Genomic DNA, 24139 nt, shown 5'->3' on the forward strand with positions numbered 1-24139 from the left:
CTCGTTTAGCCTTCCAACTTCTCAGTAAGCTCTAACCAACGCATTTCCTTTTCTTCAATACTGTCAATAATCTTTTGGAGGGTATTGGATAGTGCATTAATCTCATCTTGAGAAAGGTCCGGGTTTAGAAATTTTTGTTCTAATTCCGTTTTATCAAACTCTAAAGATTTTATTTTACTCTCTAAGTTTTTGTATTCTTTTTGTTCGTTATAAGAGAGCGTTGTTTTACTATCTTTCTTCCAGCTTTTATTTTCTTTTTTATCCTCGACAGCTTCAATAGCTACCGGTTTACTATCATCATACGCTCTAAAATCACTATAGTTTCCAGGAAAATCTTCAACAACACCAGCACCTCTAAAAACAAATAGGTGGTCTACAATCTTATCCATAAAATACCGGTCGTGTGAAACGACTAACAAGCAGCCAGGGAAATCTAACAGAAAACTTTCAAGCACGTTAAGGGTAACAATATCTAAATCGTTTGTAGGCTCATCTAAAATTAAAAAGTTTGGATTTTGAATGAGAACGGTGCATAGGTATAGTCGTTTACGCTCGCCACCACTCAATTTTTCCACAAAATCATATTGTTTTTTCCGGTCAAACAAAAAGCGTTCTAATAATTGCTGCGCACTAATTTGGCGGCCTTTTTTTAAAGGAATATAGTCACCAAATTCGCGTACCACATCAATCACTTTTTGATCGGGTTTAGGGGTGATTCCCGTTTGTGTATAATAGCCAAATTTTACGGTTTCACCAATAACAATCTTTCCAGTAGTCTGGTTCGGTTAACTGGGTAATAATATTTAAAAAGGTTGATTTTCCTGTGCCGTTTTTACCAATAATTCCCACACGCTCCCCTTTTTGGAACATGTAATCAAATTGATCTAAAATGACCTTATCTTTGTAGGCTTTCGATACTTTTTTAAGCTCCGAATTTTGCTTCCTAAACGCTCCATATTAAGTTCTAACTGCACTTCGTGATCTTTTCGACGCTGGTGTGCCCGGTGTTTGATGTCTGCAAAATCATCAATTCGCGATTTCGATTTTGTAGTTCGTGCTTTGGGCTGGCGACGCATCCAAGTGAGCTCTTTTTTGTACAATTGTTTCGCCTTACCGGTTTCTGTTGTTTCTTGCTCGATACGGGCTTCTTTTTTCTCTAAATAATAAGAGTAGTTCCCTTTATAATTGTACAACTGGCCTTGATCAAGCTCTATAATTTCATTACACACCCGTTCTAGAAAATACCGGTCGTGTGTCACCATAAACAGGGTGATGTTTTCTTTGGCAAAGAAGGCTTCTAACCATTCAATCATTTCTAAATCTAAATGATTGGTAGGCTCATCGAGAATTAATAAATCGGGTTTATTAATTAAAGCATTGGCTAAAGACAGGCGTTTTTTTTGGCCACCGGACATGCTACTCACTTTTTGATGCAAGTCGTCGAGCTTTAATTTAAATAGAATTTGTTTGTATTGGGTTTCAAAATCCCAAGCATTAAAGGCATCCATTTGCTCAAAGGCTTTTTGGTACGCTTCAGAATCTTCAGGGTTTAATAAGGCGATTTCATAATTTTTGATGACATCTAAAATGGGATTGTCGCTATTAAATATGGTCTGTTCTACCGTTAGACTACTATCTAAATAGGGTTCTTGAGGTAAAAAGGAGACTTTAATATTTTTTCTAAAAATCACCTGTCCCGTATCTCGGGGTATCTGTGTTGGCGAGTATGTTTAAAATGGAGGTCTTTCCGGTGCCATTTTTAGCTACAAAAGCAACTTTTTGATCCTTATGGATACTAAAGGATAGGCCTTCGAAAAGCGTGAGCTCTCCATAAGATTTCGATATATTTTCAACGTTGAGATAATTCAAGGATCAGTTTTTTTACAAATAACGGATAAAAAACCAAAAAATCCGACAAATGTTTTATTATTCACGATGAAAAGCTATATTTGTCTTAAATCAATGTGCTCAAAATGAATCGATTGCTACTCGGTATTATCATGCTAATCAGTGTCTTATGTTCCTCTTGTATTACTAATAAAGACGTCGTTTATCTTCAAGATAAGGGGACTGTAGTAGATGATTCTTTACAAATTGTAGAATTGTCAAAACCCTACCGTGTTCAGGTAAACGATATTTTAAGTGTTAATATTAAAGCCATTGATTCTGAAGTCAAAAAATTAATTGAAGTGTTTCAACCAGCAGGCAGTGCCGCGGGAGGTCAAGGCTCCTTATATTTTAATGGGTTTACCGTAGATTTACATGGAAACATAGAGTTTCCTATACTGGGGGATATTAATGTATTGGGCTTTACCACAGACGAGATAGAAGATAAGGTTAAAAAGGAGATATTGGCTCAATATTTAAAAGAAACCACACAAATATTTGTGACAATAAAACTAGCAGGATTACGATATACCATGACGGGCGAAGGCGGTTCAGGAGTGTATACTTTATTTCAGGACCGGGTAAACATTATAGAAGCCATAGCCAATGCGGGAGGATTGTCGAATGTAGCCGACCGACGCGACATTAAAATTATTCGCCAATACCCGTACGGACAAAAAATTCACAGTATCGATTTAACAGATTTAGCAGCTATGAAATCGCCTTATTATTACATTCAGCCCAATGATATTATCATGGTGAAGCCGCTGAAGCGCAAGGCCTTAGGTGCTGGGGAAACAGCCTCGCAAACCTTTACCACCATTGCCTCTATATTTTCTGTTGTGGTGTCTACTTATTTTTTGGCAAAGAATCTATAAATGATAGTGTATGAATGATGAATTTGATTTATTAGAGTCTTCAACGCCTGCTTTCGATATAAAGGCGTTTTTATTTAGAACCTTAAGGTACTGGAAGTTGTTTTTACTTTGTATTGGTATCGGTCTGTTTTTTGCCTACCAACAAAACATTAGAAAACAACAGTCTTACAGTTTAAATACTCAAATTTCAATAGAAGATAATACAAATCCATTGTTTTCCTCGAACACCAGTTTGACCTTTAATTGGGGAGGTGTTTACGGTAAAATAAGAACAATAATTACCACCTTAAGATCACGTTCTATTCACGAGAAGGTGGTAGATAGTTTAGAATATTACGTCACCTACCTCAAGCAATCTCGTTTTAGAAAAGATGATATTTACAAGGCGGCTCCTTTTAAATTTGAATTAACGCCTAACGCGTATCAAATGTTAAATATGCCTATAAAAGTCTCCTACTTGGGTGAAGGCGTTTACGAGTTGCATGTGGTGAACGATAATGGGACTACCAAGGTGTTAGATGCTCAAAATTTTTCAGATAAAACTAAAGGCCAGTTGACCATTAATCCGTAGGATTTAAACAACAATTTGTTTCGGGAGATACCATACGCACACCATTTATCAATGGTATTATCACCTACAAAGCACATGCGGTAGTCCAGCCTAAGGAAGACTACTACATTCAATTTTCAGATTTTAATAGTGTTGTGGCGACCTATAGGAATAAACTAAGTGTTAGTAATCCTAGAGGCTCGGCTATTCTCAACTTGGCGATGACAGACTTCAACAAGGACAAAATTGTAGATTATTTAAATACTACGGTAACCGTTGTAAGTGCAGATCAATTAACACGTAAAAATCAATTTGTAACCAATACCATTCAATTTATTGATAGCCAGTTGGACCGTTATAAAGATAAAATAACGTTAAATAAAGATTCTTTAAACGACTACAGGCAACGCAATAGCATTTTTAATTTAGATGCCGAGAGTGCGCAAATTAATCAAAATTTAATTGATTTAGAATTTAAAAAAGATGCTGTAAAAAGGCAGATAGACTATTACGAGCAGTTAAAAACCTACCTAGAAACCAGTAATACATTTACCAAATTACCAGCACCAGCCACTGCAGGAGTGGAGGATACTAGTATTTTATCTAATATTGCTAAAATTAATGCCTTATCGGTACAAAAGGCAAAGTATGAGGAAACCATTAGAAGTGATGCCGCCATCTTTGCCGATATTAACAGCCAAATAGAGGCTATAAAACGGGTACTGTTAGAAACCATTAGCTCGGCAAAAAAAGGATTGAATAGAGAACTCAGTTTTATTAGTTCTAAAAAGGCAGAAGTCGATTATAAACTACGCAAATTACCAAAAGACCAACAAAACATGTTGGGGTTTCAACGCCAATATGCTTTAGATGAACAAACGTATAATATGTTTTTGTCAAAACGCGGGGAAGCCGATATATTAAAAGCCGCTACCGTGTCTGATGTGTTAATTATAGACAAGGCCAAAGACACGGGTGCCAAAGCCATAGATTTAAACACGCAATCGGCCTATTTTACGGCCGTTGTAGTCGGGTTTATACCGCCATTATTACTTGCTTTTCTAGTAACGTTCTTTGATAATAAACTCCATAGTCCAAAACAATTAGAAGCCATTTCAAAAATCCCTCTTTTGGGGGTGATTGGTAAAAACACCATTGATAATAATTTAATTGTACACCGCAAACCTAAATCGGCAGTAGCAGAGGCCTTTAGAGGGATTCGATCCAGTTTGCAATTCATGTACAAAAAACATGACTTAGAAGGCTCTAAAACGGTGATGCTTACCTCTTCTGTTAGTGGAGAAGGGAAAACATTTTGTGCCATTAATATTGCAACCGTATTCGCCTTAAGTGGTAAGAAAACAGTATTGGTGGGCTTAGATTTAAGACAACCAAAAATCTTTGGAGACTTTAATATTAAAAATGAGATTGGTGCGGTTAATTATTTAATAGGTCAAAAAGACTTAGCTGCGGTAACCCGGAGCACAAGCATCGAAAACTTAGATGTGATTACCTCGGGGCCCATTCCACCAAATCCTTCAGAACTATTGATAGGAGACAAAATGGATGCCTTCATGGCGGCCCTAAAAGAAAAGTATGATTATGTCGTTCTAGATACACCTCCTGTAGGTTTGGTGTCTGATGCTTTAGAATTAACCGAGTATGTGGATGCGTCGTTATATGTGGCGAGACAGGAATATACTAAAAAAGACATGCTGAATTTTATTAATGACAAATATAAACGTGGTGAAATTAAAAACATCAGTTTACTCTATAACGGCTACGACCAAAAAGGAAAATATGGCTATGGTTATGGCTATAGTTATGGCTATGGTGCTTATGGTAATGGGTATCATGAGAATGAAACGGCTAAAAAATCAGTATTCGATAGGATAAAAGCTATTTTAAAGATTCGTTAAGTACAAACAGAAGCCATGACGCAAACAAAAAAAATAGCCATTATAGGATTAGGGTATGTTGGCTTACCCCTGGCTGTTGCGTTTGCTACAAAATATCAGGTATTGGGTTTCGATAGCAACCCGCAACGCGTGAATGCCCTAAAACAGGGCCAAGATGACACGCAGGAAATCTCTCTTCGGGAGTTGCAAGTGGCCTTGAAGCCTAATAAAAAGATAGGTTTACGTATTAGTATCAATCCTAAAGAGTTAACGGGAGCCGCTATTTATATTGTTACCGTACCCACGCCCATTACTCCCGATAATAAACCGATTTCCGCCCCCTTTTAAACGCGTGCGAAACGGTTGGTCGGGTGCTAAAACCAGGAGGTATTGTTATCTTTGAATCTACGGTCTACCCAGGGGTGACTGAAGACATTTGTGTGCCTATTTTAGAACAACATTCGGACTAAAATTCAATACTGGTTTTTTTGTAGGGTATTCGCCAGAGCGTATTAATCCAGGTGATAAAAAACATACCCTAACTAAAATTTTAAAAGTCACCTCCGGGTCTACGCGAGACATCGCTCAAGAAATAGATGCCTTATACCGTTCTATTATTGTGGCAGGAACCTATTTGGCGCCCTCAATAAAAGTGGCAGAAGCGGCGAAAGTGATAGAGAATTCGCAGCGTGATATTAACATAGCTTTTGTAAATGAATTATCAAAAATCTTTAGGCGTTTAGACCTCGATACTCAAGCCGTATTAGAAGCGGCGGGCACCAAATGGAATTTTTTAAAATTCACACCAGGTTTGGTGGGTGGGCATTGTATAGGGGTTGATCCCTATTATTTGGCAGAAAAAGCTATGCAATCTGGCTATACACCCGAAATTATTTTAGCGGGTAGACGTATGAATGATAGTATGGGGGCTTATGTGGCCCAGGAAACTGTTAAATTAATGGTGGCTAAAGGAACGGTTATTAACAAAGCTAAGGTTTTGATTTTGGGGATGACCTTTAAAGAAAACTGCCCGAGATATTAGAAACTCTAGAGTGATAGATATTATAAATGAATTTAAAAGCTTTTCAATACATGTTGAGGTTTACGATCCATGGGCTTCCAAGGAAGCTGTGAAAAAAGAATATGGTTTAGAGTTGCTTACAGAGGTGGCGCACTTAAAAAAGGATTACCATGCAGTGGTTTTAGCGGTAGCGCATGATCAATTTTTAGACTTCGATCTAGACGCTGTAAAGGGGGACAAGGCCGTTGTTTTCGATGTAAAAGGACAGCTCAAAATCAATCAAATTGATGGCAGATTATAAATGAAAACACAAACACATCATACCAACGATTTAAGTAAATACGCTTTTCTAGTCACTGGAGGCGCTGGTTTTATAGGTTCAAATTTAGTCGCCTATTTATTAAAACATCAGGCGAAGAAAGTACGGGTACTGGATGATTTTTCAAATGGGCATCGCGCTAATATTGAAGAATTTTTGTCACTCCCTAATTTTGAATTGATAACAGGTGATATTCGCGACTTAGAGACTTGCAAGAAGGCCATGGTAGATATAGACTATGTTAGTCATCAGGCAGCCTTGGGTTCTGTACCACGATCTATAAATGACCCGATAACGACCAATGTGGTCAATATCACTGGTTTTTTAAACATGATGGTGGCCTTAAAAGAAAGTACCACAGTAAAACGCATGGTATATGCGGCTTCCAGTTCTACTTACGGTGATAGTGCCGCGCTACCCAAAGTTGAAGAGACTATAGGCAAGCCTTTATCACCTTATGCGGTAACAAAGTATGTGAACGAATTGTATGCAGACGTATTTGGAAAAACCTATAACACAGACGCGATAGGCTTGCGTTATTTTAATATTTATGGACCAAAACAAAGTCCCAATGGCGCTTATGCCGCAGTGATTCCCTTGTTTATGAATGCCATAAAAAATAATGAGCCAGCCACAATACATGGTAATGGTGAACAAACCCGCGATTTCACCTATGTGGATAATGCCGTACAAGCGAATGTGAAAGGCTTTTTTGCGTCTGCTGCGGCAAAGAATCAGGTATTTAATATTGCTTGTCATGAGCGTATTAGTGTCAATACCCTATGGAACACCTTAAATGCAGCAGCAAAAAAAAATATAAAAGCAAGTCACGGACCAAATCGTCCGGGTGATGTTAAAGATTCGTTAGCCGATATTACGAAGGCCCAAACACTTTTGGGGTATAAACCGTTAGTTTTAGTCGAAGAAGGTCTTGAAAAAACTTGGCAGTATTTTAAAGCACACACACATGAGTAAAGTGAAAACAGACGACTGGTTGTATACCATTTCACCCAAAAGGAAACTAATAGACCTTAATTTTAAAGAGATTTGGCGCTATCGGGATTTGCTATTTTTATTTGTGAAGCGAAATGTAATCACGGTATACAAGCAAACCATTTTAGGGCCGCTTTGGTATTTTATACAACCCCTATTTACCACTTTAACCTTTACCTTGATCTTTAATAATCGGCTAATATTCCAACTGGAGACGGGATTCCTGCTTTTTTGTTTAATCCGGCCGGACTGAGTTGTTGGAATTATTTTAGTAGTTGTTTAACAGGGACCAGTAGTACGTTTAAATCCAATCAAGGGCTTTTTGGTAAAGTCTATTTTCCCGGAGTGATCATGCCGCTATCTACTGTCATTACAAATTTGATTAATTTCGGGATTCGCATGCTGTTGTTCGTGGGGTTTTACATATATTTTAAATATTTCACTGAAGCCGCCTCTCAGGCAACACCAACGTTAAGCTTAGTACTATTACCCGTTTTAATATTTTTAATGGCACTTTTTGGCTTAGGGTTTGGCATGCTCATCTCTTCGATGACGACAAAATATCGTGATTTAACATATTTAGTTGGCTTTGGTGTGCAACTCCTCATGTATGGCTCGGCAGTCATGTATCCATTATCCTATTTTAAAGAAAAGTTACCGGAGTATTCGTGGTTAGTAGAATATAACCCCATGACCACCTTTATAGAGCTGTTTAGACACATGACTTTAGGGACAGAGCAGTTTTCTTGGACCTCTTTTTTATATGCAGGAAGCATAAGCATTGTGTTCTTTTTATTGGGACTAATCGTCTTTAACAGAACAGAAAAAACATTTATTGATACGGTTTAAAATGGCAGATAAAGACATCATATTAAAGGCCGAAAACATTTCTAAACAATACCGTTTAGGTTTGGTGGGTACGGGAACGATTGCCGACGATTTAAAACGTTGGTGGTATAACGTGCGTGGTAAAGAGGATCCGTTTTTAAAAATTGGCGAAAGTAATGACCGCAGTACCAAAGGCGATTCTAATTATGTGTGGGCCTTGCAGGATATTAATTTTGAAGTGGAACGTGGAGAAGTTTTAGGAATTATTGGTAAAAATGGTGCTGGGAAATCGACATTACTTAAAATATTATCTAAAGTTACTGGTCCCACCACAGGTGAAATTAAAACCGAGAGGGCGTATAGCCTCGTTATTAGAAGTGGGTACTGGGTTTCACGGGGAGATGACCGGGCGTGAAAATATTTATCTAAACGGCGCTATTTTAGGGATGACCAAAAAAGAAATCACGTCTAAAATAGACGAGATTATAGACTTTTCGGGTTGTGAACGGTATATAGATACACCCGTAAAACGCTATAGTTCTCGGAATGACTGTACGTTTGGCTTTTGCCGTGGCGGCTTTTTTAGAACCAGGAGATTTTAGTGATTGATGAGGTATTGGCCGTTGGGGATGCAGAGTTTCAAAAAAAGGCTATAGGTAAAATGCAGGATATCTCTAAAGGAGAAGGACGTACCGTCTTATTTGTAAGTCATAATATGGCGGCAGTAGAAACCTTGTGTACTCGGGTGATAAGTCTTAAAAATGGAAAAATAATTGGTTCAGGGCATCCAAAAGAAATGATTGAGCAGTACCTGCAACACGAAACACATATCAATCAAGTTTACAGTGCGGAGGCCTTAAACCTGAGGAAGGGAAATGAATACATTACTCTAAATTACGCAGCCATAGAAAATGCGACCAGTAGCGACAAACGTGACGTTATTGATGTTACTTCTACAGTGCATTTTAAAGTTAAAATGATTAATTTAACACAAGAAGCTCTTATTTCGGTAGGTTTCGATTTGCGCACCTTTAAAGGCGATGTGGTTTTTGGAACGGGCGGAAAATTTGAATGTGGCATCAATAAAGAAACGGAGTTGGTTTGTGAAATCCCTGCCAATTTATTAAATACAGAAATTTATCAGATTCATTTTTATGTACATACGAATAGTATGAGTGGCTTGTTTGACGATAAAGAGTTATTAACTTTTGAAGTTAAGGATGTTAAACGCGACTGCGGGTATCTAGGTAAAGTGAATGGTTTTATTAGACCGCAGTTAAAATGGACCGTCCAAAAATAAATTGTACGCTAAACAAATAAAGGTTTATGAAGTGGTTTGATAAGTTGTATGAAAAAAAAATATCTCCATCCGGATTGGCAATATTTAGGATAGCCTTTTTTTTAAATCTATTTTTTGAAGTACTTCATATATTTAAGTATAGACATTTGTACTTCGATGAAATTCCTTTTATTGAAGTGCCAGCTTTTGATAATTCTATTTTACTTATTACTTGGCTCATAGTTTTGGTTTGTTTGGTATTTGGTTTTTTAACACAGATTATGACCATAATAAACTATGTCTTTTGTGTATTCTTTTTGTCCTTTTTTACAGATTTTGAATACCATATGCATTACGTTTATGTAGGTATTAGTTTTTTAACCACATTTATGCCTCTATCAAATATCCTGTCTTTGGATGTAGCATATTTGAAAAAGAAAAAATCAGCGGTTTCAGTCATATATTATTATTTACCGGTCGTGGTGGGGATTGGTTTTGTTTATTTTGATTCTATTTTTCATAAAATAACTTCCGAAATTTGGACTCATGGCTTAGGGGTCTCGGTTTCCCGCTTCTTTGCCCCAAATAACTATTTTAAATGATCAATGGTTATTAAACCAAAAGTGGTTTATGTTATTTTTAGGCTATTTCACATTTGTTTTTGAAGCATTTTTCTTATTTGTTTTTTGGATGAAAAAAATGAGATTACCTATAGTAATTATAGGTTTAGGGTTGCATTTGGGGATCTTTTTAGAATTTCCAATTCCATATTTTGCGATTGGAGTGGTTGCTATTTATTTTCTATTAGTTCCAGTAAGCATTTGGGATAGAGTAATACTGTTACTATTTAAGAAAAACTTAAATATTGATTATCAAAACCCGTCAGCGGTAAATAACTTTCATAAAAAAGGCATACTATTAATAGCATGTGTATTACTAACGCTTCAAGTAAATGTAACAATGCAATCTCCATTTCTAAAGCCCAGTTTAGATATATTAATAGATAGGTTGGGTATTAAAAGTATAGTAAATAAGACAGTAGATGGTTTAATGATTTTATCAACTAAAGCTTTTGGGGTTACCAAACACCCCGTTTTTATGGATAGTCATTTTGAAGATTATAATCACATAATTGCTGTCTCTTATATAAAAGAATCGGAGAAGAGGTTTTTTTACCAATTATTAATGACAAAGGAATGGTTGGAGATTATTTGCAAGGTGCGTTATGGGTGAACTGGAGTTGGCGTGTAAATAGTCCGAATGTAAATCAAGATATATTGAAAATTGGATTACAACGCTATACAGCTTATTGGGCTTATGAGAGGGGAATAAATTTAAACCATACAGAATTTAAAATAAAGGTAAAGAAGTTAGACTTTTTAGATTGGGAATGGAAAAAGGATTATTTAAGTAATCAATTAGAAAAAAAATGGTTAGAAGCAGGAGCGCTAATTTGGATTGATGATAAGGCTGAATTGAGTCTAGTAAAACCTATTGAATCCTTTTAAAATGAAGCTTATAAAAGGATTTAATGAATTACGGTTTATTGCAGCATTTGGGGTAGTCGTACATCATTTAGAGTTATATAAGAAAAGAGGGAAGATGCTATCGCTGTATGATAGTTTTTTAAAAGATTTCATTGATGGATTGGGACTAAATATGGTGTATTTGTTCTTTGTTTTAAGTGGCTTTTTAATTACATTATTACTACTTAAAGAAAAGAATAATACGAATAAAATCGATATTAAGAAGTTCTATATAAGGCGCGTTTTAAGAATTTGGCCATTGTATTATTTAATTACAATCATATCTTTTTTTTAGTCCCAATATTTATTATTGATAATCAATTTTTTATTAAGGAAGATTTTTATTATAACCTTATACTTAACACAGATTATTCAACGGCATTGCCACTTTTTTTGTTTTTTCTATCAAATGTTGCCTTGATTTTTGGGTACAGAATAGTTGGAGCATCACATAGCTGGAGTGTCAGTGTAGAAGAACAATTTTATGTTTTTTGGCCGTGGGTAATAAAAGTATTTTATAAAATTTTGCCTAAATTCTTAATACCTTTCATACTTATAAAAGTATTAGTACTTAATCAAGTTCCGAGAGGAGATAATTTTATAATAAACAAATTAACAGAAATCTGTAATTTTATTCCGATAGAGTATATGGCAATTGGGGCTTTAGGAGCGTTTTATGCCTTTAAAAAAGAGAAACTCTTTTATATACTATTTAAAGATAAACGGATTGCTCTCATAGTGATACTAGTACTTCTTGTTTTATTGGCTTTTAATTTATCGGGAATTGTATTAGGTTTTGTTTTTGTCTCAATTTTAAGTATCATATTTGTTAACCAAGGAAAGTTGAAAGAAACAAGACTATCTTATTTAGGAGTGATATCGTATGGTGTCTACATGTATCATCCTTTGGTTATGTTTGTTGTGTTTGCTTGCTTAAATAACCTTATGCAAGAAAGTGAGCATGTAATTCTTTACAATATCTTACTTTATTTTATAACCACATTTTTAACTTTGTTAGTTAGCCATTTATCTTATAAGTACTTTGAAAACTATTTTTTGAAATTTAAAGATAGTTTTGCCACAGTTAAGATTAATCCAAAATTAAATGCTAATGAAAAATAGTATATTAATATTACAATCGAACTATATACCTTGGAAGGGGTATTTTGATGCTATTAACAGAGCCGATGTTTTCGTTTTGTATGATGAAATGCAGTATACTAAAAACGATTGGAGAAACAGAAACTTAATAAAAACTAAGCAAGGTTTGCAGTGGTTAACAATACCTGTAAAGCTAAATTTTGGGCAAAAAATAAATGAGGCAAAAATAAGTCAACAACTTTGGTATAAAAAACATTGGAAAACGTTAGTGCAAAATTATAATAAAGCGTCACATTTTAAAGAAATAGAGCAATTGTTGTTGCCGTTATATAATGAGCCAATTTCAAATAATTTGACTGATATTAATCTGACTTTCATAAAAACAATAAATCAATACTTAGGCATTACCACGAAAATAGTTAGAAGTAAAGACCTTATTTTTTCAGGAGATAAAAATGAAAAGCTTATTCAAATTTGTAAACAATTAAATTGTAATCATTATATTTCAGGACCAGCTGCAAAAGCTTATATGGACCTAAGTTTATTTGAAAAGAATAATATCTCTGTTGAGTTTATGGATTATTCAGGTTACCCGGAGTATAAACAATTAAACGAACCCTTTGAACATGGAGTGAGTATTTTAGATTTACTTTTTAATCAAGGTTCTGATAGTTTCAATTATTTAAAAAAAAATAATAATTAATTAATGAAAATTTTAGGAATTATTGGTTGTGGTGATCTAGGCAAGCAAATTGCAAATTATGCCATAAATGATAATCATTATAATGATGTTGTTTTTTTTGATGACTACTCAAAAGAAACTTCAGTGAATGGTTTTTTGATTAGAGGAACAATTGAATCTATAGACAATTCATTTGCTAATAAAGAATTTGACGAATTAATTATTGCAATAGGTTATAAACATTTAAAAACCAAGAAAGTTTTATATGAAAAATTTGTAAACAGAATTCCATTTGGTAAGATAATTCATTCCACGTGTTATTTAGATCCTACTGCTAAGATAGGGCATGGATGTGTAATTTATCCTAAATCTGTTTTAGATGCCAACGTAATTATAAAAGAAAACACACTAATAAATATCAGTTGTATAATCGCTCATGACACTCAAGTTGGAGCACATTGTTTTTTATCTCCTTGTATTGCTATGGCTGGTTTTGTAACTATAAAAGAACAATGTGTAATAGGAATAAACGCCACTATTATCGATAACATAACCATAGGGAAAGAAATCCAGATCGGTGGAGGTGCGGTTGTTATAAATACTATTTCAAAAAAGGGAGTGTATGTTGGTAATCCTGCTAAATTTATACGTGAATGATACCATTTAATAAGCCCTATTTAACTGGGAAAGAAACTTTGTATATTGAACAGGCGGTAGCTTCGGTAAGATATCAGGGAATGGTGATTTCACAAAAAAGTGTCAAACATTTTTTGAGACTAATTTTGATATTAAAAAAGCACTGCTCACCACTAGTTGTACAGATGCTTTAGAGATGGCGGCTATTTTATTAGATATTAAAGAAGGAGATGAAATTATAATGCCTTCTTTCACTTTTGTGTCAACAGCCAATGCATTTGTGCTGCGCGGTGGTAAAATTATATTTGCAGATTCTCAACCCGAGCATCCAAATATTGATGAAACTAAGCTTGAAGCCCTAATAACACCAAAAACCAAAGCTTTAGTTGTAGTACATTATGCAGGTATGGCATGCCATATGGATACTATTATGAAAATAGCAAATGCTCACAATTTGTTTGTTGTTGAAGATGCTGCACAGGCTATAGATAGTTATTATAAAAATAGACCTTTGGGTAGTATTGGTCATTTGGCTGCATTTTCTTTTCATGAAACTAAGAATATTATTTACGGGGAAGGTGGCTTATTGGCTATTAATGATGACCGATTTAGCGAAAGAGCAGAAATTATTTGGGAGAAAGGCACAAACCGATCCGCTTTTTTTAGAGGCGAAGTCGATAAATACGGTTGGGTAGATATCGGCTCTTCTTTTTTGCCTTCAGAAATAACAGCAGCTTTTCTATGGGCGCAACTGGAAACACTAAGTGCTATACAAAAGCAAAGAAAATCCATTTGGAATTGGTATTATGATGGATTAAAACCCTTAGAAGAAAAAGGGTTGATTAAATTACCAACAATCCCCGAAAACGCAACTAATAATGCTCATATGTTTTATTTAGTGTTTAATACAAATGAAGACAGAACGGCCTGTTTGAACTATTTAAAAGAAAAAGAGATTAACGCGGTTTTCCATTATTTAAGTTTGCATAACAGTAGTTTTTACCAAGACAAACACGATGGACGCGACTTGCCTTTTTCAGACAAGTATTCGGAAACCTTGTTAAGGTTGCCGTTTTATTTTGAATTATCTCTAAAGCAAGTGGATTATGTTATCGAGGCAATAAAAAAAGCAGTAGGATGAATTACCATATAATGGCACAAGATAAATTTATAGATTCCTATATAGAAGACATCTATTCTGTAGAGGAAAATGATAATAATGTTTTTTTAATTAGAGGGGAGCCAAATGAAACCAACTATATTAATACAAATAAAGAGGTGGTGTACCTTGGTTATGATCATAGAAAAATTACTCATGAGTTAAATAAAATAAATCAAAACGATACTATAATTGTGCATTGGTACGATTATAAGATAGCTGAAATTCTAGCCCATTATACTAATACGTTAATCGTATATTTACGGGGTGGCGAATTTTATGAATATCCTTTTTGGGAGCATGCCAAACGAAATTATGATAAGAAGACCTATGCTAGAGTAAAGAAAGAATTATACCCAAAAATTAATTTTGACAATGGCTTAAAAAAGTTTATCAAGACATTAAAAAAAAGAGTAAGACAAAAGAATCACACTAAGAAAGAGTATCAAAGGCGTTTAATTCAAATGGGTAGAATAGACTATATCATTTGTGGTGAATTAAATGTGGTAGAAATTAGTTTACTTAGAAGATTGTACCCCAGTTTAAAAGCTAAGCATATTGCTGGGTTTTACAATCTTAATTTCAATTTAACCTCAACTCTAACAAAAAAAAAGACTGATAACGATAGATTTAAAATTTTAATAGGTAATTCGGCTACACCCTCAAACAATCATTTAGAAGCTTTTGAAAAGGTAAAGCACATCAAAAATGTTAACGTATATTGTTTTTTAAGTTATGGTCAAGAATGGTATAAAAAAGAAATTATTAAAAGCGGGTTGAAATTATTTGGTGAAAATTTTATTCCTATCACTGAATATATGGATCGTGCTCGTTTTGTGGAATTTATAGCAAATATGGATGTTGTGTATATGTATCATAATCGTTCGCAAGCATGGGGCAATATAGCAACAGCATTAGCCCTGGGTAAACCTGTGTTTTTAAAAAGAAATAATCCTATAAAAGAGTATATTAATGCTATTGGCATTGCAACATACAATGCCAATGATATATTAGCATTTAATTTAAATACATTAATTAATGAGGAGCAGTTAAAGATGTATAACAATAGAGATAAGTTAGAGCATGTTATATCAGATGAGTTGCGTTTAAATCATTTAAAGAAGTTATTGTCTACCTATGCAAGCTAGAACTTTAGTATCCATAATTATAAGATGTATTTAAAAATAGTAATACTTTAAATTATTAAATGAATTTAGCACCCATCGTTCTATTTGTATACAATCGGCCGTGGCACACGTTGCAAACGCTCGAAGCGTTAAAAGCGAATGCATACGCTTCTAAATCTGTACTGTATATTCATGCCGATGGTCCTAAAGCCAATGCGTCGGCTACCGATAAGACTAATATTGAAGAAACCGAGACGTGTTTTAAAAAAACAACAGTGGTGCCAAGACGTGCATATCATTACGCATGACACTAATAAAGGTCTCGGCCTTAAATATTGTTGAGGGTGTCACTCAAATTATAGAAAAACACGGTAAAATTATTGTCTTAGAAGATGATATCATAACCTCGCCTCAGTTTTTAACCTATATGAATGCCGCCCTTAATTATTATGAAAAGGAAGAAAAAGTCATGCACATTTCTCGGATATATGCAACCCATAGATGGCATTACACCACCATTTTTCTTTTATAATCAAACCTCGTGCTGGGGTTGGGCCACTTGGAAACGCGCTTGGCGTTTTTACCAGCCGGAGGCAGCTATTTTATATCATAACATTTTAAAGACTAAAAGAGACCGTGAGTTTAATTTAGAAAACAGTTATCCGTTTTTGCAGCATTTAAAAAATAATATCGATGGTACCTGGAATACTTGGGCCATCAAGTGGCATGCGTCTGTGTTTTTATTAAAAGGATTGTGTCTGCATCCAAATATTTCATATACACAAAACATTGGGATGGATGGTTCCGGAACCCATTGCAGTGTTGATGATACCTATACAGTGACGCAACTAAATACTAACAAATTTAGTGCTGTTACTACATTGAAAGAGAATAAAAGAATCTTGAGAAAGGTGATTAAATTTAATAAAAGTACAAGCGCTAAAGAAGATAAAGGGTTGGTTTATAGGTTGTATCGCAAAATAAAAAATAAATTAAAATGGAGTTAACGTCAACACATACCCATGATAAATCAAAAGCCGTACTTATAAAATCGTATCCGGTAGCAGATATTATTAGTAGATACAAGCGGGAATTAAATATGGATGTTGCCTCTTTTTTTAAGGGCATTGAGAACATCCAATTGTTTGAGTGTAAGTTTACGGGATATCAATACTACAGGCCTCATGGGCTTTACGGGGATGGTCCCTTTTACGAGGCTCGGAGCATTTTGATTGGTATTATATGCCATGGAAATGGGAACATGAGCAGACTAAAAAAATGTTTAAAAAAGAGGACAACATTTTAGAAGTAGGCAGTGGCGGCTTGGGCTTTGTGCAAAAATTAAGTCGTGAAGGTTATAACATTACCGGACTGGAGCTTAATGAACACAGTATTGTAAAAGCTAAAAAACAGAAGCTAAAGGTTTATGCAGAACCCATACAAGCGTTTGCCAAGACGCATGAGCAAGCTTTTGATGTGGTTTGTTCCTTTCAAGTGTTAGAGCATATCTCTGATGTGCAGTCCTTTGTAAAAGCACAAATTGAGTGTTTAAAACCAGGAGGTAAACTCGTTATTTGCGTTCCAAATAACGATGCGTTTATTAAACATTCAGAAGGAGGCGTTTTAAATTTCCCGCCGCATCATATGGGGAGATGGCGCCCGAGTTCATTGAAGGCATTAGAAAAAGTATTTGATTTAAAATTAGTGACCTTTGCCTATGAGCCTTTGCAGAGTTACCATAAAGAATGGTATATAAAATCAATGACAACGTATTTACAAAAGTATAAATTTATGAGAGGAGTTGCTAAAGTTTTGTCACTGTCTAATCTTATACGATATTACACCAAGGTTAATAGTGCAAATATTAAGGGACATTCCATTTTGGCAGTTTACGAAAAAATATAATGAAGGTTTTAATAGTAAATACTTATGATACGGGAGGCGCAGGTAAAGCATCTGCAAGATTACATATGGGTTTATTAGACGCTAATATAGATTCAAAACTACTATTGGCCGTTAAAAATAATGATTTTCCGGAGTCCTTTCTTTTAAGGCCCAAAGGCCGGAAGACCTTCATTCAAAAAATCGAAAATAAACTGTTTAAAATTCTCAAAGAATTTAAAATTGTAAAGACAAGAAGAAAGAATAAAAAAGAGCGTTTTGTTGCTAAACGAAGTACTGGTTTAGAGTTATATACGTATCCAGATTCTAATTTTGATATCACAGCATCAGATCTGTACAAGGAAGCCGACCTCATTAATTTACACTGGGTCTCCAATTTCTTAGATTACAAACAGTTTTTTACAAAAAACACAAAACCTGTCGTTTGGACCTTGCATGATATGAATCCATTCTCGGGTGGCGAACATTATAAAGAAACGTTTTTAGGTATTAATGATCAAGGAAAACCAATAAATAGGCAACTTAGTACACTAGAGAAAGAACAATTTAAAAGCATTTTAAAAATAAAAACAGAGGCTTTAGAGCCAGTAGAAAATCTTCATTTTGTAACTTTATGTCATTGGATGACCAACGAAATAAAACAGAGTGGCTTTTTTAGTAAGTTTCCGGTGACTTGTATTCCAAATGGAATCAACACGACTATTTTTAAACCAAGACATAAAGAATACTCTAGAGACTTGTTGCAGTTGTCATGTTCTAAGAAAGTGGTATTATTTGTTGCCGATTCCATTTCAAATCATAGAAAGGGATACGCTTTTTTAAAAAGAGCGTTTAACCTTATAGAAGATGAAAATATTATTTTACTAGCTATTGGAGCAAAAACGAATCTGCTAATGAACAACAATAAGGTGGTTGAATTAGGGCATATTAAGAATGAGCAGCTATTAAGTGTCGCGTATTCGGCTGCCGATGTTTTTGTCATTCCTTCATTAATGGATAACTTACCAAATACGGTTTTAGAAGCACTTTTGTGTGGTACCCCAGTGATAGGGTTTCCTGTAGGAGGCATTCGAGATATGATTCAAAACGGTAAAAATGGTTTGATAACCAATACGATTAGTGTAGCCGCTTTGTCTCAAGCCATTAATGCTTTTTTTAAAACAGGTGTTCAATTAACCTCTGAAGAAATACGACAGGATGCGCTTACTAAATATGATCAAAAAATTCAAGCGAACAACTATATCGAATTGTTTAAAAAGATTTTAAAAAAACCTTAATTTTAGATTTATAAGATTTTAAAGATGAAAATAGCATTAATCACTGGAATTACAGGACAAGATGGCGCCTATTTAGCCGAATTGTTATTGTCTAAAAATTATATAGTACATGGTATCAAGCGGAGGGCCTCTTCGTTTAATACCGAACGCATCGATCACCTCTATCAAGACAAACATGAAGCAGATGTGCGTTTTAAATTACACTATGGGGATTTAAGTGATGCCATGAATTTAACACGCATCATAAAAGAAGTGCAACCCGACGAAATTTATAACCTGGGGGCCATGTCTCATGTAAAAGTGAGTTTCGATACACCAGAATATACTGCCAATATCGATGGCTTAGGGACGCTTCGTATTTTAGAAGCTGTGCGACTATTAGGTTTAACCCAAAAAACGAGAATTTATCAAGCCTCAACCTCAGAGTTATACGGCTTGGTGCAAGAAGTACCACAAAAAGAAACCACACCATTTTATCCAAGAAGCCCCTATGGCGTAGCCAAATTGTATGCCTATTGGATTACGGTCAATTACCGAGAGGCCTATAATATGTATGCCTGTAATGGTATTTTATTTAATCACGAATCGCCATTACGAGGCGAGACCTTTGTGACGCGAAAGATTACGCGTGCCACTTCAAAAATTGCCCTTAAACTTCAAGACACCTTGTATTTAGGAAATCTAGACGCGAAACGCGATTGGGGGCATGCTAAAGATTATGTAGAAGCCATGTGGTTAATCTTGCAACAAGACGAGGCAGAAGATTTTGTAATCGCCACAGGTGTCACCACCACCGTTAGAGATTTTGTTATTATGGCGTTTAATCATGTTGGTATTACGCTAGAGTTTACTGGTAAAGGGGAACAGGAAGTGGGTAAAATAAAAACCTGTGCGCATCCGAATACCAACTGCCTATAGGCAAAACGGTGGTTAAAATTGATCCCACCTATTACCGACCAACAGAAGTCGACTTGTTGATTGGGGATGCTACTAAATGTAAAGAAAAATTAAAATGGAAACCCAAGTATGCCTTGGCAGACTTGGTAGACGATATGATGACTGCCGATGTGAAATTGTTTAAAAAAGAAAAATATTTAAAAGAAGGTGGTCATGAAACCCTTAACTATCACGAATAATGGAATTACACGCTAAAATATACATCGCTGGACATAAGGGTATGGTGGGGTCTGCACTTTTGCGCCTATTAAAAGCAAAAGGCTATACTAATTTTTTATTACGTGCTTCGTCAGAATTAGATTTAACCAACCAACAAAGTGTCGCTGAGTTCTTTAAAAAAGAACAACCTGAATTCGTGTTTTTGGCGGCGGCAAAAGTGGGTGGTATAGAAGCAAATAACACCTATAGAGCACAGTTTTTGTACGAAAATTTAATGATTCAGAATAACGTGATTCATCAAAGTTATGTGCATCAGGTGAAGAAATTGTTGTTTCTAGCGTCCTCTTGTATCTATCCTAAATTAGCAGCGCAACCTATAAAAGAAAACTATTTGTTAACTGGTACATTGGAACCCACAAACGAGCCTTATGCCATTGCAAAAATTGCTGGTATCAAATTATGTGAGAGTTACAACCGACAATATGGTTGTGATTTCATTTCGGTGATGCCCACCAATTTATATGGCCCTAACGACAATTACGACCTAAAAAACGCACACGTACTACCTGCTTTATTACGAAAATTTCATGAAGCGAAAGTGAATAATCTACCAACGGTTGAGGTTTGGGGGAGCGGCACACCAAAACGGGAGTTCTTGCATGTGGACGATTTGGCCAATGCTTGCTTTCATTTGATGGAGACGTACCAGGGTAATGTGTCTGTAAATGTAGGGACGGGGGAAGATTTATCCATAAAAGCTTTGGCAGAGTTAATTAAAAAAACAGTGGGATACGCGGGAACGATTGTTTGGAATAGCGATAAGCCGGACGGCACACCTCGAAAATTGCTAGATGTGTCTTTAATGCACAGTTTAGGTTGGCGCCATAGTATCGATTTAGAAGCGGGTATAAAAGCCGTGTATATAAATAAATTTTTAAATTAGAGCTTGTGCTAATTTCAATCATTACTATTAATTATAACGATGTTGTTGGTTTAGAACGCACCATTACCAGTGTTAAGCAACAGGACTTCGAAGATTTCGAACATATTATTATCGATGGCAATAGTTATGATGGAAGCAAAAGCATCATTGAAAAATATAAAAACCATATTGGTTATAGTATTAGTGAGCCAGATGGAGGTATTTACCATGCTATGAATAAGGGGATTGATCGCGCGCAAGGCGACTATGTGCTTTTTTTAAATAGTGGTGACGCCCTATATGACCCCACCGTTTTAAAAGCTTGTGCTGGTCATTTAAGTACAACAAGCATTGTGTTTGGTAATTTAGTTAAAGTGGATATGCAGGGTGAAACCACAATCGATTACGGACACAGAAATGCTAAACTCACCTTAAAAACTTTCTTTTTTTCGACCATCAATCATCCGTCAACCTTTATTAAAAGAACACTCTTTCAGCAGTATGGGGTTTATGATGAAGACCTAAAAATAGTAGCCGATTGGAAGTTTTTTTTAATCGTTTTAGGCCTAAACGCAAACACTTATAAATATATCAATATTTTGGTGTCCACCTTTTATATGGATGGCATTAGCAATAGTAATCTAGAACTAAGACAAGCCGAGCGTGATTCTGTTTTAAAAGCTTTAATTCCTTTACCTATTTATGAAGATTATATACAGTTTAATACAGATTCGCAATGGTTAACCTCCAACAGGTTTAAAATGCTGTTAGAACTGGAACAATACACGGTCCCAAAAAAAATAATGTCTTTGGTACTGCGCCTACTTGTGAAACTCTACAAAAGAAATTAAATGCAAACACCAGTCGCTTTAGTTTCTATAATTATACCAACCTACAATCGTGCACTCATTGTAGGTGAAACCTTAGAGTCGATAAGAGCACAAACCCATGACCATTGGGAATGTATTATTGTAGATGATGGCAGTACCGACCATACGCTTGATGTACTCAATACCTATGCGGCCAAAGACCATAGATTTAAAATTTACCAACGGCCGAGACCACTTAAAAAAGGGGCCAAACAGTTGCAGAAACTATGGATTTGAAAAAAGTCGAGGCGACATTATCAATTGGTTCGATAGTGATGATCTTTACCAGCCCCATGCGCTAGCTGAGGTTGTTACCCATTGGCAAGAGGGCGTCGATGCCGTGGTCGTGAAAGTAGAACGTTTTAATTCAGAGACCGGGAAAACAGTAGACTACAATACCATACAATCTAACACCCTTATTGAAGATTATTTAACAGGTAAGATCACCTTCTATGTTTGCGGACCATTTTGGACACGTTCCTTTTTAGAACAACAACAGGATTTATTTGATCCATATATTAGAAATTTAGACGATTGGGATTTTAATTTGAGAATGTTATATCAAAAGCCTCACATCGTGTATTTAGACCAAGCTTTAATTCGGTATCGCAAATTTCATTGGTCGTTGTCTAAAGCACTGGTGCATCATAACGATGCCGAAATCCGTTCAGCATTTTATGCCGAGAGAAAAACATGTGGCCTTATTAAAAGCTAAAAAACATGAGGCGTTAAAGCCATTCAACACCTATATTATACAGCAATACAAGAAGCATTTAAAAGCATTGCTTTATGCTAATAATAATTTTAGTAAAACCATATTAAAACGCTTAGTAATAAAACAATTATCGTTATTTAGAATCGTAGATGCCGTTAAAACCTTTGCCATTGTTGGCTTTTATCTGTCATTTAAAAAAGGACATTTCTTATTAAAAAAACTATAACTATTGAAACCGACCCTTGTTTTTAAAACCCACCTATTTCCTACAGCTTCAGAAACGTTTGTGGTCTCTAATGTGGTGGCAGCGATTACCATGGGGTACGATGTTAAAATAATTGCAGATCGTATTAATCCCATTCAAGAAGGATCTCAGGCAGCGCTTCTAGAGAAACATGAGGTTATGCGTTTCGTAGCGACAATAACGCCCCCTCAACATAAATTGAAACGTCTTTTTAAAGCGTTTCAATATGTGTTACACCCCATGTTGCTTTATTATTTCATAAAATATTGTGCTACCGTTTCAAAAGTATCACTCAGTTATCTCTTTATTTTAAAGTTTTATTCCAACTATAGAAATACCGACGTTTTTCACATTCATTTTGCGACTAATGCGACAGATATTTCTATTCTTAAACGTATTGGATACCTCCGTGCTAAGGTGTTGGTTACCTTTCATGGGTTTGATGCGCATTACAACAATGACTTAGAAAAGGAGGCGGTGATTAATCGCTATAAACCATGGTATTCCGTTTGGGATAAAGTCACTGTTAATACCTTATTTTTAAAACAACAGGTCCTCAGTTTAGGGTATCCGGAAACAGGAATATCTGTAGTGCCTATGGCCATAGATTTAGAATTTTATTCGCCTATTATCTATCCTAAGACTATTAATAACAGAGAAACGTACCGCTTGATTAGTGTTGGAAGACTGGTGCCTGTTAAAGGACACCAATATGGTATTGAGGCGGTAAAAAAATTGGTGGATAATGGTTATGATATTAAATATACGATTCTTGGGTATGGCTTTTTACATGAGGCATTGGCATCACAAATTAAAGCTTTAAATTTAGAGCAGCATGTCTTTTTGTATGGTCAAGCCACTCAGGAAGAAATAAAACAGGAGTTAGAACAGGCTCACCTTTTTTTAATGACCTCCATAAAGGATGCTACTGGAAGAGAAGAAACGCAGGGCGTTGTGACGGCAGAAGCGCAAGCTATGGGGTTGCCAGTAGTTGGATTTAATAGTGGTGGGATACCGCATACCGTTACAGACAAAACAAGTATTTTAGTAGCGCAAAAAAACAGTGACGCTTTAGCGAAAGCAGTCAGCACGCTTTTAGAAGATAAAGAAATGTATTATACCATGAGCTTAGAGGCCAAAATATGGGCCCATGCCACGTTTGGATTGCCTAAAATGATTGCCAGGTATTATCAAGATTTAATATAACCCG

Annotated in this window: 23 protein-coding genes and 6 pseudogenes; 28 read left to right on the forward strand and 1 reads right to left on the reverse strand. The window is 35.4% G+C overall.

Annotated elements, in window-relative coordinates; genetic code table 11:
* Positions 1-5 precede the first annotated feature (5 nt).
* Positions 6-1869, reverse strand: a pseudogene (locus tag N7U66_RS19030) (ABC-F family ATP-binding cassette domain-containing protein).
* Between the two features lie 104 nt (positions 1870-1973).
* Here N7U66_RS19030 and N7U66_RS19035 point away from each other — a divergent pair.
* The 28 genes and pseudogenes from N7U66_RS19035 (at position 1974) to N7U66_RS19175 (ending at position 24135) form a co-directional block, all read left to right on the forward strand.
* Entirely contained in the window at positions 1974-2765 is a 792-nt protein-coding gene (locus tag N7U66_RS19035) for a polysaccharide biosynthesis/export family protein (protein WP_267676514.1), read from the forward strand.
* A 10-nt stretch (positions 2766-2775) separates the two neighbouring features.
* Positions 2776-3336 (forward strand): hypothetical protein, encoded by a 561-nt coding sequence (locus N7U66_RS19040; protein WP_267676515.1) that lies wholly within the window; start codon positions 2776-2778, stop codon positions 3334-3336.
* Between the two features lie 200 nt (positions 3337-3536).
* The gene (locus tag N7U66_RS19045; RefSeq protein WP_267676516.1) at positions 3537-5234 is read left to right on the forward strand and encodes an exopolysaccharide transport family protein; all 1698 of its coding nucleotides are present in this window, start codon (positions 3537-3539) and stop codon (positions 5232-5234) included.
* A gap of 15 nt (positions 5235-5249) precedes the next feature.
* Positions 5250-6535 (forward strand): annotated as a pseudogene (locus tag N7U66_RS19050) (nucleotide sugar dehydrogenase).
* Positions 6536-7528: an SDR family oxidoreductase gene (locus N7U66_RS19055; protein ID WP_267676517.1), complete on the forward strand. Its 993-nt coding sequence runs from the start codon at positions 6536-6538 to the stop codon at positions 7526-7528.
* Positions 7521-8395, forward strand: a pseudogene (locus N7U66_RS19060) (ABC transporter permease). Before N7U66_RS19055 ends, N7U66_RS19060 begins: the two are co-directional and overlap by 8 nt.
* 1 nt (position 8396) lies before the next feature.
* Positions 8397-9674, forward strand: a pseudogene (locus N7U66_RS19065) (ABC transporter ATP-binding protein).
* A gap of 26 nt (positions 9675-9700) precedes the next feature.
* Positions 9701-10255, forward strand: a complete 555-nt coding sequence (locus N7U66_RS19070; protein ID WP_267676518.1) for a hypothetical protein — start codon at positions 9701-9703, stop codon at positions 10253-10255.
* Positions 10256-10352: 97 nt separating this feature from the next.
* Entirely contained in the window at positions 10353-10886 is a 534-nt protein-coding gene (locus tag N7U66_RS19075) for a hypothetical protein (RefSeq protein ID WP_267676519.1), read from the forward strand.
* The gene (locus N7U66_RS19080) at positions 10850-11161 is read left to right on the forward strand and encodes a hypothetical protein (protein ID WP_267676520.1); all 312 of its coding nucleotides are present in this window, start codon (positions 10850-10852) and stop codon (positions 11159-11161) included. Before N7U66_RS19075 ends, N7U66_RS19080 begins: the two co-directional genes overlap by 37 nt.
* Before the next feature lies 1 nt (position 11162).
* Positions 11163-12301: pseudogene (locus N7U66_RS19090) on the forward strand (acyltransferase family protein).
* On the forward strand, positions 12291-12983 hold the full coding sequence (locus tag N7U66_RS19095; RefSeq protein ID WP_267676523.1) for a WbqC family protein: 693 nt from the start codon (positions 12291-12293) through the stop codon (positions 12981-12983). The pseudogene N7U66_RS19090 and the gene N7U66_RS19095 overlap by 11 nt, the downstream one beginning before the upstream one ends.
* Before the next feature lie 3 nt (positions 12984-12986).
* Positions 12987-13619, forward strand: coding sequence for an acetyltransferase (locus N7U66_RS19100; RefSeq protein WP_267676524.1), 633 nt, complete (start codon positions 12987-12989; stop codon positions 13617-13619).
* A gap of 70 nt (positions 13620-13689) precedes the next feature.
* Positions 13690-14739 carry a dTDP-4-amino-4,6-dideoxygalactose transaminase gene (gene rffA / locus N7U66_RS19105; RefSeq protein ID WP_313791545.1) on the forward strand — a complete coding sequence of 350 codons (1050 nt, stop codon included), beginning with the start codon at positions 13690-13692 and terminating at the stop codon, positions 14737-14739.
* Positions 14736-15905, forward strand: a complete 1170-nt coding sequence (locus tag N7U66_RS19110; RefSeq protein ID WP_267676525.1) for a TDP-N-acetylfucosamine:lipid II N-acetylfucosaminyltransferase — start codon at positions 14736-14738, stop codon at positions 15903-15905. Before rffA ends, N7U66_RS19110 begins: the two co-directional genes overlap by 4 nt.
* Before the next feature lie 59 nt (positions 15906-15964).
* The gene (locus N7U66_RS19115) at positions 15965-16192 is read left to right on the forward strand and encodes a hypothetical protein (protein ID WP_267676526.1); all 228 of its coding nucleotides are present in this window, start codon (positions 15965-15967) and stop codon (positions 16190-16192) included.
* Positions 16189-16416, forward strand: a complete 228-nt coding sequence (locus tag N7U66_RS19120) for a hypothetical protein (protein ID WP_267676527.1) — start codon at positions 16189-16191, stop codon at positions 16414-16416. Before N7U66_RS19115 ends, N7U66_RS19120 begins: the two co-directional genes overlap by 4 nt.
* On the forward strand, positions 16373-16891 hold the full coding sequence (locus N7U66_RS19125; protein WP_267676528.1) for a hypothetical protein: 519 nt from the start codon (positions 16373-16375) through the stop codon (positions 16889-16891). Before N7U66_RS19120 ends, N7U66_RS19125 begins: the two co-directional genes overlap by 44 nt.
* Entirely contained in the window at positions 16882-17190 is a 309-nt protein-coding gene (locus N7U66_RS19130) for a hypothetical protein (RefSeq protein ID WP_267676529.1), read from the forward strand. The genes N7U66_RS19125 and N7U66_RS19130 overlap by 10 nt, the downstream gene beginning before the upstream one ends.
* Positions 17163-17789, forward strand: coding sequence for a class I SAM-dependent methyltransferase (locus N7U66_RS19135; RefSeq protein ID WP_267676530.1), 627 nt, complete (start codon positions 17163-17165; stop codon positions 17787-17789). The genes N7U66_RS19130 and N7U66_RS19135 overlap by 28 nt, the downstream gene beginning before the upstream one ends.
* Positions 17789-19063, forward strand: coding sequence for a glycosyltransferase (locus N7U66_RS19140; protein WP_267676531.1), 1275 nt, complete (start codon positions 17789-17791; stop codon positions 19061-19063). Before N7U66_RS19135 ends, N7U66_RS19140 begins: the two co-directional genes overlap by 1 nt.
* A gap of 24 nt (positions 19064-19087) precedes the next feature.
* Positions 19088-20199 (forward strand): annotated as a pseudogene (gene gmd, locus N7U66_RS19145) (GDP-mannose 4,6-dehydratase).
* Complete coding sequence (locus tag N7U66_RS19150; RefSeq protein WP_267676532.1) at positions 20199-21122, forward strand: GDP-L-fucose synthase family protein; 924 nt, start codon at positions 20199-20201, stop codon at positions 21120-21122. The pseudogene gmd and the gene N7U66_RS19150 overlap by 1 nt, the downstream one beginning before the upstream one ends.
* Positions 21123-21127: 5 nt before the next feature.
* Positions 21128-21952, forward strand: coding sequence for a glycosyltransferase family 2 protein (locus N7U66_RS19155; protein WP_267676533.1), 825 nt, complete (start codon positions 21128-21130; stop codon positions 21950-21952).
* The gene (locus tag N7U66_RS19160; RefSeq protein ID WP_267676534.1) at positions 21953-22207 is read left to right on the forward strand and encodes a glycosyltransferase family 2 protein; all 255 of its coding nucleotides are present in this window, start codon (positions 21953-21955) and stop codon (positions 22205-22207) included.
* Positions 22119-22685: a glycosyltransferase gene (locus N7U66_RS19165; protein ID WP_267676535.1), complete on the forward strand. Its 567-nt coding sequence runs from the start codon at positions 22119-22121 to the stop codon at positions 22683-22685. Before N7U66_RS19160 ends, N7U66_RS19165 begins: the two co-directional genes overlap by 89 nt.
* Positions 22666-22911, forward strand: coding sequence for a hypothetical protein (locus N7U66_RS19170; protein ID WP_267676536.1), 246 nt, complete (start codon positions 22666-22668; stop codon positions 22909-22911). Before N7U66_RS19165 ends, N7U66_RS19170 begins: the two co-directional genes overlap by 20 nt.
* A 3-nt stretch (positions 22912-22914) precedes the next feature.
* Positions 22915-24135, forward strand: a complete 1221-nt coding sequence (locus N7U66_RS19175; RefSeq protein WP_267676537.1) for a glycosyltransferase — start codon at positions 22915-22917, stop codon at positions 24133-24135.
* Positions 24136-24139: the final 4 nt, after the last annotated feature.

This window comes from Lacinutrix neustonica (assembly GCF_026625145.1).
GTDB lineage: Bacteria > Bacteroidota > Bacteroidia > Flavobacteriales > Flavobacteriaceae > Lacinutrix > Lacinutrix neustonica.